Origin of the sequence: Pseudoalteromonas sp. NCCP-2140 (assembly GCF_023708065.1) — a bacterium.
Taxonomy (GTDB): Bacteria; Pseudomonadota; Gammaproteobacteria; order Enterobacterales; family Alteromonadaceae; genus Pseudoalteromonas.
This window is the reverse complement of the sequence record NZ_BRCZ01000001.1, coordinates 577,446-590,397: the sequence shown is the minus strand read 5'-3', so window position 1 is coordinate 590,397 and position 12,952 is coordinate 577,446. Positions and strand designations below refer to the sequence as shown.

General features: G+C 40.5%; 10 protein-coding genes. 4 read left to right on the top strand and 6 right to left on the bottom strand.

The window, feature by feature from the left end; all coding sequences use genetic code 11:
- The first annotated feature begins 66 nt into the window (after positions 1-66).
- Entirely contained in the window at positions 67-2,331 is a 2,265-nt protein-coding gene (gene clpA / locus NFU46_RS02775; RefSeq protein ID WP_054561665.1) for an ATP-dependent Clp protease ATP-binding subunit ClpA, read from the top strand.
- 174 nt (positions 2,332-2,505) lie between these two features.
- Here the strand turns inward: clpA and infA are convergent, their stop codons facing one another.
- The 4 genes from infA to trxB form a co-directional block, all read right to left on the bottom strand.
- Positions 2,506-2,724, bottom strand: coding sequence for a translation initiation factor IF-1 (gene infA / locus NFU46_RS02770; protein ID WP_002962494.1), 219 nt, complete (start codon positions 2,722-2,724; stop codon positions 2,506-2,508).
- Positions 2,725-2,814: 90 nt separating this feature from the next.
- A complete protein-coding gene (locus NFU46_RS02765) occupies positions 2,815-3,519 on the bottom strand; it encodes an arginyltransferase (RefSeq protein WP_054551468.1) in 705 nt (234 codons plus the stop codon).
- A complete protein-coding gene (gene aat / locus NFU46_RS02760) occupies positions 3,512-4,228 on the bottom strand; it encodes a leucyl/phenylalanyl-tRNA--protein transferase (RefSeq protein ID WP_251599463.1) in 717 nt (238 codons plus the stop codon). Before aat ends, NFU46_RS02765 begins: the two co-directional genes overlap by 8 nt.
- Positions 4,229-4,333: 105 nt before the next feature.
- On the bottom strand, positions 4,334-5,284 hold the full coding sequence (trxB, locus tag NFU46_RS02755) for a thioredoxin-disulfide reductase (RefSeq protein ID WP_054551466.1): 951 nt from the start codon (positions 5,282-5,284) through the stop codon (positions 4,334-4,336).
- 288 nt (positions 5,285-5,572) lie between these two features.
- On the opposite strand from trxB, the gene pssA reads away from it, so the two are divergent.
- A complete protein-coding gene (gene pssA, locus NFU46_RS02750) occupies positions 5,573-6,898 on the top strand; it encodes a CDP-diacylglycerol--serine O-phosphatidyltransferase (RefSeq protein ID WP_175079541.1) in 1,326 nt (441 codons plus the stop codon).
- A 59-nt stretch (positions 6,899-6,957) separates the two neighbouring features.
- Here pssA and NFU46_RS02745 read toward each other — a convergent pair whose 3' ends face one another.
- Positions 6,958-7,701, bottom strand: a complete 744-nt coding sequence (locus NFU46_RS02745) for a YciK family oxidoreductase (protein WP_251599461.1) — start codon at positions 7,699-7,701, stop codon at positions 6,958-6,960.
- A 228-nt stretch (positions 7,702-7,929) separates the two neighbouring features.
- Between NFU46_RS02745 and NFU46_RS02740 the strand changes: the two genes are divergently transcribed.
- Entirely contained in the window at positions 7,930-10,362 is a 2,433-nt protein-coding gene (locus NFU46_RS02740) for a VolA/Pla-1 family phospholipase (RefSeq protein WP_251599459.1), read from the top strand.
- A 115-nt stretch (positions 10,363-10,477) separates the two neighbouring features.
- Positions 10,478-11,518 carry a protease SohB gene (gene sohB / locus NFU46_RS02735; protein ID WP_251599458.1) on the top strand — a complete coding sequence of 347 codons (1,041 nt, stop codon included), beginning with the start codon at positions 10,478-10,480 and terminating at the stop codon, positions 11,516-11,518.
- Positions 11,519-11,581: 63 nt separating this feature from the next.
- Here the strand turns inward: sohB and NFU46_RS02730 are convergent, their stop codons facing one another.
- Positions 11,582-12,913 carry a dicarboxylate/amino acid:cation symporter gene (locus NFU46_RS02730; protein WP_251599457.1) on the bottom strand — a complete coding sequence of 444 codons (1,332 nt, stop codon included), beginning with the start codon at positions 12,911-12,913 and terminating at the stop codon, positions 11,582-11,584.
- Positions 12,914-12,952: the final 39 nt, after the last annotated feature.

Here is a 12,952-nt window from a genome sequence, read left to right as displayed (position 1 = left end):
AAGGTAGGGTGAACCAATTAGCCCGTCACAACGGTATATAAATATTATCTCAGTAAGGGGTTGCCAATGCTAAACAAAGACTTAGAACTAACCTTGAATGCGGCGTTTCGCGAAGCGAGAACACGCCGTCATGAATTTATGACCGTCGAGCATCTTTTACTTGCACTGCTCGATAACCCTTCTGCTGGAGAAGCGCTAAACGCCTGCGGCGTTGATATGGGCGCATTAAAAGTCGAATTATCAGATTTTATTGATGAAACAACGCCGGTTATTCCTGATCTTGAAGAAGACAGAGAAACGCAACCGACGTTAGGTTTTCAGCGTGTATTGCAGCGCGCTGTATTTCACGTGCAATCATCTGGCAAAAACGAAGTAACTGGCGTTAATGTGCTAGTGGCAATTTTTTCTGAGCAAGAAAGCCAAGCTGTTTATTTACTTAAAAAATCAGATGTTAATCGTTTAGATATTGTTAACTTTATTTCGCATGGCATTTCTAAAACAGATGATGATATCGGCGGTGAAGATCACGATGACATTCATGAAGAAGTTCAAGAAGTGCAAGGTGAAGAGCCGACTAAGCTTGAAAACTTTACGACTAACCTGAATCAGCAAGCGATTGATGGCAATATTGACCCATTAGTGGGTCGCGACAACGAAGTTGAACGCACTGTACAAGTGTTATGTCGTCGTAAGAAAAATAACCCGCTCTTGGTTGGTGAAGCAGGGGTGGGTAAAACAGCCATTGCTGAAGGCTTAGCTTATCGTATTGTAAATAAAGAAGTGCCTGAAGTGATTGCCGATGCTGTTGTTTACTCACTCGATATGGGCGCATTATTAGCGGGTACCAAATACCGTGGCGACTTCGAAAAACGTTTCAAATCGCTGCTTAAAGAGTTACAAGCTAAACCAGGTTCAATTTTATTTATTGATGAAATTCATACCATCATTGGTGCCGGTGCAGCATCGGGTGGCGTAATGGATGCATCGAACCTAATTAAACCGCTACTTTCGAGTGGTAAGCTGCGCTGCATGGGCTCAACGACTTATAACGAGTTCAAAAATATCTTTGAAAAAGACCGTGCGTTAGTACGTCGTTTCCAAAAAATTGATGTGCTTGAGCCAAGTGTGGCTGATACCACGAAAATTCTTAACGGTTTAAAAGAACGTTACGAAGAGCATCATGGTATTCGTTATACACAAAAGGCATTGAAAGCGGCAGCAGAACTTAGTGCTAAATACATTAATGAACGTCATTTACCAGACAAGGCTATTGATGTTATTGATGAAGCAGGTGCTAATCAGCGTTTACAGCCTGTTTCTAAGCGTAAGAAAACAATCGGCGTGGCTGATATCGAGCTAATTGTATCTAAGATGGCGCGTATTCCTCAGCAAAGCGTTTCATCTAGCGATAAAGAGACGCTTAAAAACCTTGACCGTAACTTGAAGATGCTGGTGTTTGGTCAAGACCAATCAATCGATGCGTTGACTTCAGCAATTCGTTTATCGCGCTCAGGCCTTGCTAACGAAGATAAACCAGTGGGTTCGTTCTTATTTGCAGGCCCAACAGGTGTTGGTAAAACAGAGGTGACTAAGCAGCTTGCTAAGTGTATGGGTGTTGAGTTTATTCGCTTTGATATGTCTGAATATGTTGAACGTCATGCGGTCAGCCGTCTAATTGGTGCACCTCCTGGCTATGTTGGTTTTGAGCAAGGTGGTTTGTTAACTGAAGCGGTAATTAAAAACCCGCATGCAGTTGTACTACTGGACGAAATTGAAAAAGCACATTCAGATATTTACAACATTCTACTGCAAGTAATGGATCACGGTACACTTACTGATAACAACGGCCGTAAAGCCGATTTCAGAAATGTTGTATTGGTGATGACGACGAATGCGGGTGTTCAAGAGACTGTACGTAAGTCGATTGGCTTTACCGAACAAGACCATTCTCATGATGCGATGAGTGAAATCAACAAAGTGTTTTCACCTGAGTTTAGAAACCGCTTAGATAATATCATTTGGTTTAATCACCTTGAGAAAGAGATTATCTTGCAAGTGGTTGATAAGTTCATTGTTGAGTTACAAGCACAACTTGATAAGAAGTCGGTTAACCTTGAACTTACATCCAAAGCAAGAGAGTGGTTGGCAGATAAAGGCTATGATAAAGCGATGGGTGCACGCCCGATGGCGCGTGTTATTCAAGATGAGCTTAAAAAGCCGCTTGCAAATGCAATCTTGTTTGGTGAGCTAGCCGATGGTGGTTCAGTTAAGGTATCGGTTAAAGACAAGAAAATCCACTTTGACTTTGAAACTAGCCTAGAAACAGCTTAAGTTGTTTTTAGCTAAAAACAAAAAGCCCAGCAATTGCTGGGCTTTTTGTTTATTAAATGGAATTAAAACTAAGTTAGTTTTAACACCATTTAACAAACGCTTTTAGCTCTTTGTAATAAACACACCTGCTCATTCAAAGCAGCAAAAAGCTAAATCTCTCGTTAACGCACTAACTTAGCGAGCACGGAATACGATGCGACCTTTCGATAAATCGTAAGGAGTCATTTCTACGGTTACTTTGTCGCCAGTTAAGATGCGGATGTAGTTTTTGCGCATTTTACCAGAGATATGAGCCACAACAACGTGACCATTTTCTAGCTCAACTCGGAACATTGTATTTGGTAAAGTATCAAGGACCGTACCTTGCATTTCGATTACGTCTTCTTTCGCCATGTTTAGCGTAACACCTCTTTAATAGTTAAACGCTGCAGATTTTGCCGAAAATACAGCAATAAGTAAAGCTACAGGGCTCAATTTTGTAAATTAAATCGCCAACCACTCGTCGCCAATGTGCTTTTGTGCAGGCAAAAATTGTGTTTTATATTTCATTTTAGTGCATTCGTCGATTTGGTAACCTAAATAGACAAATTGTTTTGCTTGTTGTTTTGCAAATTTAATTTGCTCCATGATCATGATGCTACCAATACTGTATTGCTCATAATCGGGATCAAAAAAGGTATAAATCGCTGATAGGGCATTGGTCATGCAATCGGTTACCGCAACAGCAACTAATTTATCGCCATCTCTTAACTCTATGAACGTAACGGGTAGCCACTGGCAAAACAAAAAGCTTTCGTACTGACTTTGATCAGGCGGAAACATTGAACCATCTTGATGCCTTTGCGTGATGTATTTGCAATATAACGGGTAATATTCTGCGCGTTCGTATTCACTATAACTGACTGTGAAAACCTTATTTGCTTTATTTAATTTGCGCTTTTGGGATTTTGAAGGGGTAAATTGTTGGGCCAAAACGCGCACTGAATTACAAGCATTACAAATAGGGCAATGTGGACGATAGATTTGGTCACCACTGCGTCTAAAACCCAATGCTAATAACTGTTCAAATTTATCAGGGCAATAACAACTTGGGTCAAGTATAACAAGTAGTTGCTCCTGACGGTCGGGTAAATAACTGCAATCAAATTGCTGGCTTAAACCAAGCCTAGCGGGTAAGTGCTCAGTCATATATATTAATCAACTCTTGTGGTTGCCACATATCTTTTTTAGGCACATAACTGTGCGCTAATTTAAGTCTAGTTAAAAATTCTCTACGTGGGATAACTTTTGCACCTAAAGTGATTAAATAAGGGTTTTCTAGTTGGCAATCAATAAAATGGGCTTGGTGCTTCTTAAGCCAATTAACTAATGCCCACATCGCCAGCTTTGAGCCATTACTGACTTGATGAAACATTGATTCCCCACAAAATATGCCATTTTGCATAATGCCATAGAGACCAGCTACGAGTTCATCTTGGTGCCATATTTCAAGGCTGTGTGCTAGACCCTGGTGGTGCGCTTCAATGTAGGCATGCATCATTTGCTCAGTGATCCAAGTACCTTCTGCATCAATACGTTGCTCACGACAGGCATTGATAACGTGGGAAAATGCATGATTTATGGTGACACGCACAGGAAAACGCTTTAAATGCTTTTTTAAGCTGCGACTAACATGAAATTCATTAAGCTCAATAACACCACGCATGCTAGGTGACCACCACATAATAGGCTCATAGTCACTAAACCAAGGGAAAACACCGGTGTTATAGGCATTTTTAATGCGCTCAACTGATAAATCCCCGCCAATTGCTAACAGGCCATCGGGCTCATCAAGGGAGAGTTCTGGGTCTGGAAAATCAACAGTCTCGGGCGAGAGTTGGTATAGTTGCTTGATCATATCAGCGTATCGTTGTTATTTGCTCTGATTTTAACAAAAATTTAGCTATAAAAAAGGGGCTGTTTTACAACAGCCCCTAGTATTTAGTGCTTTAGATCAACTATTTTATAGGTTATCTAAGAAGCGTTCTGCATCAAGTGCAGCCATACAGCCAGTACCTGCTGATGTGATTGCTTGGCGATAAATGTGATCAGACACGTCACCTGCAGCAAATACACCTGGTACGCTTGTTTGTGTTGCGTTACCGTTTAAACCAGACTGAACGACTAAATAGCCGTCTTTCATCTCTAGCTGACCTTCAAACATGTCAGTGTTTGGCTTATGGCCAATTGCAATGAATACACCGGCAAGATCTAGGTTTTCTGTTTCTTCAGAATCAGTTGCTTTGATACGGATGCCAGTAACGCCCATTTCATCACCAAGCACTTCATCTAAAGTGCGGTTGTAATGTAAAACAACGTTACCGTTTTCAGCTTTCTCTTTTAAACGATCAGCTAAGATTTTTTCACTACGGAAGCTGTCACGACGGTGGATAACGTGAACTTCATCAGCGATATTTGATAAGTAAAGTGCTTCTTCAACAGCAGTGTTACCACCGCCCACAACCGCTACTTTTTGACCACGGTAGAAGAAACCATCACAGGTTGCACAAGCAGAAACACCACGACCTTGGAAGTTAGTCTCTGATTCTAAACCTAAGTATTTAGCCGACGCGCCTGTTGCGATAATTAATGCATCACACGTATATGTGCCTGAGTCACCAGTTAAAGTGAAAGGGCGCTTTGAAACATCAACTTTATTAATGTGATCAAAAACAATTTCAGTTTCGAAACGTTCAGCATGCTCTTTCATACGGTCCATTAATGCAGGACCTGTTAAACCGTGTGCATCGCCAGGCCAGTTTTCAACTTCAGTGGTTGTCGTTAATTGACCACCTTGCTGAATACCAGTGATAAGAACAGGGTTAAGGTTGGCACGTGCTGCGTATACCGCTGCCGTGTAGCCAGCTGGGCCAGAACCTAAGATTAATAGTTTACAGTGTTTTGCGTCACTCATGGTTTTTCCTAAAAACGTTTCAATACGATGTCTATGCGCCCGATTCTAAGAAAAACAAGGCGGATGTAAACAAAAGCCCTGATTATTTTTTTAGTCAAATCGCTAAGCTGTCAAATAATCCTTACTTATTATAATTTAAATAACTCTTTTTGCTCATAAAACAGGCTAATTACAAATTGTTCTGTGATCAAAGTACGGTAATTCATGACCAAGCAATATTTTTTTGGTATGTTTTAGCTAATTTTGATATTAGCTATTGGTATGAGCTAACTAAACGAACAGGCAATTATGGTATTTTGGCAGGAAAAGCCCGCTTTTGGGCTGACTACAGAAGACGTACAAGTCTTAACCAATGCAAAAGAGTATCGCACTGAACTATTGCGTTTAATTGGTGCAGCGAAAAAAAGAATTTATATTACTGCTTTATATTTGCAAGACGATGAAGCTGGGCGAGAAATATTAACTGCGTTACATGAAGCATCACTTGCTAACCCTGAGTTAGAAGTAAAAGTACTGGTTGATTTTCACCGAGCTCAACGTGGTTTAATTGGTGCGGCTAAGTCTGATGGCAATGCCAGCATGTATTGTGATTTTCAAGAGCAGTATCAATCAAATGTTAAAGTTCATGGTGTTCCAGTAAAAGCCAAAGAGCTTTTCGGAGTCCTGCATTTAAAAGGCTTTGTGATTGACGACACATTATTATACAGCGGCGCAAGCTTAAATAATGTGTATCTGCAGCAAGACGAACGTTACCGTTTAGACCGCTACTTTTTAGTTCGCCAAGCTGGATTATGTAATTCGGTCATCGAATTTATAGAAACACATCTTTTAAGCTCAGCTGCAGTGCCACGTATTGATATGCGTCCACTGGTAAAGTTTAATGATATTAAAGTCGCGCAAAAACAATTGATGCGTGAACTTAAATCGGCAAGTTACGAAAGTGCTGCAGAAGCTAGTGCCGGTGAGTTGGGTGTGCGTTTATTTTTAGGTTTAGGACGCAGAAGTAATAAGCTGAATCGTTTAATTAAGTCGTTATTCGATACCACAGAGCAAGAACTCGTTCTTTATACCCCTTACTTTAACTTTCCTGCACCATTAATGCGTTCATTACGCCGTTTATTGAAGCAAGGCAAGCAAGTAACTATTGTGGTAGGGGATAAAACCGCAAACGATTTTTATCTGCCGCCAAGTGAGCCATTTAGTAAAATTGGTGCATTACCTTATTTATATGAAACCATTTTATATAAGTTTTTAAAGTCACAAAAACGCCACATCAGTAATGGTAATTTGAATGTATACCTTTGGAAGCATGAAAGTAATTCTTTTCACTTAAAAGGGATTTGCTCTGATAAGCGCTTACATTTATTAAGTGGGCATAATTTAAATCCACGCGCATGGGGCTTAGATATCGAAAACGGTATTTTAATTGACGACCCTAAGCAGCATATTCTTGAGCAAATAGAAAATGAAAAACACGCTATTTTGCAGCACTGTCGTCGTTTAACAGGTCCACAGGATTTAGAGACGATGGATGACTATCCTGCACCGGTTAAAAAGCTATTGGGGCAGGCTAAACGTGTAAAAGTTGATTTTATTATCAAACGCTTTATTTAATCGAAAATTAAAAAAGCAGCGAAAGCTGCTTTTTTGTATCTAGATATTAGCAATCTGCTTTATTTTTGCTGGGCATCTAAAGACTGGCCGTTTACCTCTTTAGAGTCGTCGCTCATCAAGTATAAATATGTTGGCATTAAATCTTCAGGTGTTGCTAACTTATCTCTATCTTCACCAGGGTATGCTGATGCACGCATCGATGTGCGGGTAGCACCTGGGTTAATACAGTTCACGCGAATATTGGTTTTACCCACTTCAGAAGCCCACGTTTGCATCATACCTTCAACAGCAAATTTTGAGATTGCATACGCACCCCAGTGTTCACGGCCTTGGCGACCAACACCAGACGAAGTAAAAATAACAGATGCGCTTTCAGATTTGCGAAGCAGAGGGAACATGAATTTAGTGATCATCGCTTGTGCAGTTACATTCACTTTCATGATGTTTTCAAAGGTAGAAACACAGAAATGTTCAAGGGGACCTAATGAACCTAATATTCCTGCGTTATTGAGTAAACCATCTAACTTACCGAACTGCATTTCGATGGTTGCAGCTAAGTCACGGTAGTTTTGTTTTGTGGCACCTTTTAAATCCATTGGCACAATAGCCGGTTGTGGATAGCCTGCATTTACAATTTCATCGTAAACACATTCAAGTTTATTGGTTGTTTTTCCAAGTAAAATAACAGTGGCACCATGCTTAGCATAAGTTAATGCGGCAACACGACCAATGCCGTCACCAGCACCTGTTATTAAAATTACTTTGTCTTTTAGCGCATTCTCTGCGGCTTTATAAGTATGCATAAACGTACCATCGATTAAATTTTTTATCATTTTACCATAGCAAAAAGCCAAGTTATCGAATTTATTGCAAATTAAGGTGGCGAAAATTGAAACTTTACGTTAACTTTAACTGGTCTAATGTCTCATTAATAACCTAATTACATTAAATTAACTTAGAATGAAGGTAGTAGAATAACTACTTTTAACCCTGAACACACAATAACAATAAGATTTGCGCGGAGCGAAATTATGAAAAAACTGCTACTCTCACTAGCCATTGCGTCAGCCATTACTGGCTGTGGTGGAGGAGAAACATTAGAAGATGTAAAAAATGATAATCCTCCTGTTCTCCCAACCGCGACAGTAAAATTTGACCCAGCTAATAGTGTAATCTCAGTACCGAATGATTTACTGATGAGTGGTACCCTTGATGGTACTTTAAACATGCCGGGTGAATTAGACGACAACAATGTCAGTGTTGAACGTGCAGCTTATGCTGATCCTCAGCTTGCACTTGGTGCCCTTGATGGCTGGTCAACACAAACTCCGTTTAAAATCGATTTAACTTTTCCTGCGGGTATTTCTCTTGATATGACTTCTGCTGCTTCACCAGGAGCTGTGCGTATTTTTGAAGTTGTAATGGGGGCAAGCCAAACAGATGAAACTTGCTCGCAAGTTCCAGCGGGTATTGCTTGTAAATTAGTGTCTGAATTAACCTTTGGCGTAGACTTCATCACTCAAGGCTCTGGTGATGCGGTTGCTGTTATCCCACTTAAGCCATTTAAAGCGGGCAGCACTTACATTAATGTTCTGACAACGTCATTAATGGACTCAGAAGGGCGTTCAATTGAGCCATCTTCAACTTATGCACTAGTGAGCGAAGAGACAACACTTATCACTGATTCGCAAAAGTCACTTCAAGCGGTTATCAATAGCTACGAAGATGCAGTGACATCGGGCGGTGCCATCACAAAAGATGAAATTATCTATTCTGCAGCGATGACAATGCAATCAGCAGGTCAAGTGCTTGGTACAGTAAAACAGCTTTTAGCGGCTAGTCTTTCGCAACCAGCCTTGCCAACACCGATGGTGCAAATTCCTGAGCAACCTGTTATTACGGTTGAGCAAGTATTCGCATCACAAGGTATTACAGGTTTATCACCGGTGTTTGGCGGTGTGCAATATCAAAAAGGTAGCGTGATGTTACCTATGTATTTAGCCACGCCTACAGGCACAACGGTCGATGACTTATCAGCGACTTATTGGCAAGGTTTGTGTGATAGTGGTGTTGCTGTGTTAGGTTATGCGGCAGCAGCCGGTGATTCATTCCCAACCGATCCTATTAGTGAAACTGATGGCCTTTGTATGGCGTTAAGTGATGGTAAGTTACGCGACTTAGGTTTAGATCAAACTAAACACTTAACTAAGTACAACACAATTCCAAAAACTCAAAGCATTGCTAATGTGCCAGTGCAAGTTACTAAACCAATTTTACCTGTGATCAATGCAATACGTGGTCAATTAGGTATGGATGAGTTAGCAATGCCTGAAGGTGGTTGGCCTGTCGTTATCCTTCAGCACGGTATTACTTCTAAAAAAGAAGATATGCTAGCTATTACCGCACAGCTAACAATGCAAGGCTTTGCAACAGCTGCAATCGATCACCCTATGCATGGTGAGCGTGGTGTAGATGTAGACGGCGACGGTACTGACGACTTTAATGCCTCTACAGGTTCTGTATTAAGCTATATGAACTTACAGTCATTATTAGTAGCGCGTGATAGCTTACGTCAATCAGTTGCTGATTTACTTGGCTTACGCTTAGGTCTTAACTTTACAGGTGCCGCTGATTTAAATGCACAAGATGTATCATTCTTAGGTCATTCATTAGGCTCTGTAGTTGCTCCAGCATTTGTTGCTGTGACTAATGCTCCGCTAGCTGACCAAGTTGATCCAATGTTCAACGTTAAAAGTGTGGCACTTGCCAGTGGTGGTGGCGGTATCGCAAGTTTCTTAATTGAGTCAAATACATTTGGCCCATTTGTACAAGGCTCGGTATTACTTGCTGCTGGTATTGAAGAGTCAGCTGAGTTTGGTGCGTATGCTCAAAATGAAGCGTTATCAAACTGTGGTTCACTTGCGTCTAATCAAACTGCTTTCGTTACGTGTGCTTATAAAGAATATATTGGTTCACTAACGGTTGCTGGTGAAACTGCAAAACTAGCAAATATTCAAAGTGTGATCACTCAATTTGCTTTTGCTGCGCAAACAGCACTTGATAGCGGCGATCCTTCTAACTATGCAACATCTGTTGCAGCACTTGGCACGCCAGTGTACATGAGTGTAGTGGTTGGCGATGGTGCTAACAACAATGCTGATATGGTTATTCCACCTATGGTAGCGAGTAACCCAATTGCTGGTAGCTTACCTCTTGCTAACCTAATGGGTTTATCAACCGTGGCTGAAACACAAGGCCCAACAGCTGATGCAATGAGTTATGTGGTTAAATTCACTAAAGGGCACCACAGCTCAGTGTTAACACCTGCTGCAACGGCAGATTCAGGTGCAACAGCTGAAGAAAGTGCAGCGGCAACTGCAGAAATGCAATTGCAAATCGCGACTTTCCTAGCAAGCCGTGGTCAGTATCTTCAGGTGACTAATCCAGAAGTTGTTACTGAATAATCGAAACCTTACTAATTAAGTAATAACCAATTAAGTAAAAAGCCACATCATGTGGCTTTTTTTTGCTTTAAAGCGTGGTAAATTGTGCCGATGCATTAATAAATGGAGAGTTTGATTGGAATTTTTATATGAATATGGGTTATTTTTTGCAAAAACCCTGACATTTGTCATCGCAATTGCTGTGATTGTTGCCATTATCATGGGCGCTGCAGTGAAACCTAAAGCGAAGAAAGGTGAGATAACGATTGATGATTTGAGTGAGCAACTTGATGATCTGAAACAAAGCTTTATCGAAAATACTCTTTCAAAAAAAGAGCTCAAGGCTCACCAAAAACAGCAAAAAGCTGAGACTAAAAAACAGCAAAAAGCTGAGACTAAAAAACAGCAAAACGACGAACCTAAATCACGTTTATATGTGATTGATTTTAATGGCAGTGTTGATGCCCACGAAGTAGAAAGCCTACGAGAAGAAATTACCGCTATTTTAACCATTGCCGACAAAGAAAAAGATCGCGTGCTGGTACGCCTTGAAAGTGGTGGTGGTGTGGTGCACGGCTATGGCCTTGCTGCCTCTCAACTACAACGCTTACGTAATGCTGGCATTCATTTAACTGTTGCTATTGATAAAGTAGCAGCAAGTGGTGGCTATATGATGGCCTGTGTGGCCAATGAGATTATTGCAGCACCTTTTGCAATTGTTGGCTCGATTGGTGTTATTGCGCAAATTCCTAACTTTAATAAAATCTTGAAAAAGAATGATGTTGATTTTGAGCAAATCACCGCAGGTGAATACAAGCGTACGCTAACTATCTTTGGTGAAAATACCGATAAAGGTCGTGAAAAATTCAAAGAAGAGATAGAACAAACTCATGGTTTATTTAAAACTTTTGTGAGTGAGCAGCGTCCATCTCTAGATATTGATACTGTTGCAACCGGTGAGCATTGGTTTGCTACCCAAGCGTTCGATAAAGGCTTAGTTGATAAGATTGACACAAGTGATGATATCTTATTGAGCCAAGCGAAAGAGCGTCAAATTTATAAAGTTAAATACCGTATTAAGAAGAATTTAAGCGATAAGCTAGCCGTTGGTTTAAGTTCTGGAGTAAGTAAAGCGGGTGTTAGTTTAATGTCACGTTTTAAAGGCTTAAATCCATAACCAAGCACTATTAATAAAAAACCCGCTAACTTAGCGGGTTTTTTATTGGCTGCGAATAAGTCTTTACTTAATTGACTTATGATAGTCTTCTAAATCTTTAGCTGCATTAGGGTCGTTAAATACGTCCTCATCAAATTCACCTTCAGATTTTGCAACCACACAGGTCACCATACAATCACCTGTAACGTTGACAGCGGTACGTGTCATATCGAGTAAACGGTCAACACCAATGATGATAGCAATACCTTCTACAGGTAAGCCTACTTGGTTTAACACCATGGCTAACATTATAAGACCAACACCGGGTACGCCCGCAGTACCAACAGAAGCAAGTGTTGCAGTTAAAATTACCATTAAATAATCAGAAATTGTTAAATCAACTGAAAATACCTGTGCGATGAACACGGTCGCAACACCTTGCATTATTGCTGTGCCATCCATGTTAATGGTCGCGCCTAAAGGCACAGTAAATGAAGCAACTGAGTTGTGCGCACCTAACTTCTTGCTCGCAGTCTCAAGGGTAATAGGCATAGTTGCACTTGAGCTAGATGTACTAAATGCAAATAGGCAAGCGTTTTTCATCTTCTTTAAAAACGTAATTGGGTTAAGGCCGGTAAATAACTTTAACAAGACACTGTAGTTAACTAAACCGTGGAACAGAAGTGCAAACACAACCACACCGAAGTATAAAGCAAGGCTCTTAATTAGCTTTAAGTCGATGGTTGTAAAGAGTTTTGCCATCAAGAAGAACACACCATAAGGTGCAATGTTCATAAGTAAGGTAACTAGCTTTAAAATAACAGTGTTTAGGTCTTCAAAAACAGTTGCAACACGTTGGCCTGCTTTACCGCTAAGGGCCATAGCAACACCGAATAATAATGCAAAAACAATAACCTGTAGCATATTACCACTTGCCATAGCATCAATAGGGTTTGTTGGGAACATACCGATAATGACTTGCGCAAGGGTAGGTGCTTCTTTTGCACTGTAGTTAGCATCCGAAGGTAAGTTGATTCCTTCTCCTGGGTTAACTAATAAGGCTAAGGTAATAGCAACAGTAATAGCGATTGCGGTCGTTGCTAAATAAAGCAAAATTGACTTACCGCCTAAACGGCCTAATTTTTTAGGGTCGCTTAAGCTACAAGTACCACAGACTAATGATACAAAAACCAGTGGCACCACAAGCATCTTTAAGCTTGCAATGAAAATTTGACCACCGACATGGAAAATACCATCAACAAAAAATGCTTTAATTGGTAAAGAGAATAACCCTAGTGGAATAAGGAAATCGTCTTCACCCGCTAAAATGGCTTGAAAGATAAAACCAACGATTACACCCAGTACCATACCTACCATGATACGAGATGTAAGGCTTAAAGATCGTACTTTTGACATACACCTAGTCTATTTTTTTATAAATTTTGCCATAGACTA

Bases quoted from the DNA above. Each gene is read 5' to 3' on its own strand.
- clpA (WP_054561665.1), top strand. From the start codon at position 67: ATGCTAAACAAAGACTTAGAACTAACCTTGAATGCGGCGTTTCGCGAA.
- infA (WP_002962494.1), bottom strand. From the start codon at position 2,724: ATGGCGAAAGAAGACGTAATCGAAATGCAAGGTACGGTCCTTGATACT.
- NFU46_RS02765 (WP_054551468.1), bottom strand. From the start codon at position 3,519: ATGACTGAGCACTTACCCGCTAGGCTTGGTTTAAGCCAGCAATTTGAT.
- aat (WP_251599463.1), bottom strand. From the start codon at position 4,228: ATGATCAAGCAACTATACCAACTCTCGCCCGAGACTGTTGATTTTCCA.
- trxB (WP_054551466.1), bottom strand. From the start codon at position 5,284: ATGAGTGACGCAAAACACTGTAAACTATTAATCTTAGGTTCTGGCCCA.
- pssA (WP_175079541.1), top strand. From the start codon at position 5,573: ATGGTATTTTGGCAGGAAAAGCCCGCTTTTGGGCTGACTACAGAAGAC.
- NFU46_RS02745 (WP_251599461.1), bottom strand. From the start codon at position 7,701: ATGCATACTTATAAAGCCGCAGAGAATGCGCTAAAAGACAAAGTAATT.
- NFU46_RS02740 (WP_251599459.1), top strand. From the start codon at position 7,930: ATGAAAAAACTGCTACTCTCACTAGCCATTGCGTCAGCCATTACTGGC.
- NFU46_RS02730 (WP_251599457.1), bottom strand. From the start codon at position 12,913: ATGTCAAAAGTACGATCTTTAAGCCTTACATCTCGTATCATGGTAGGT.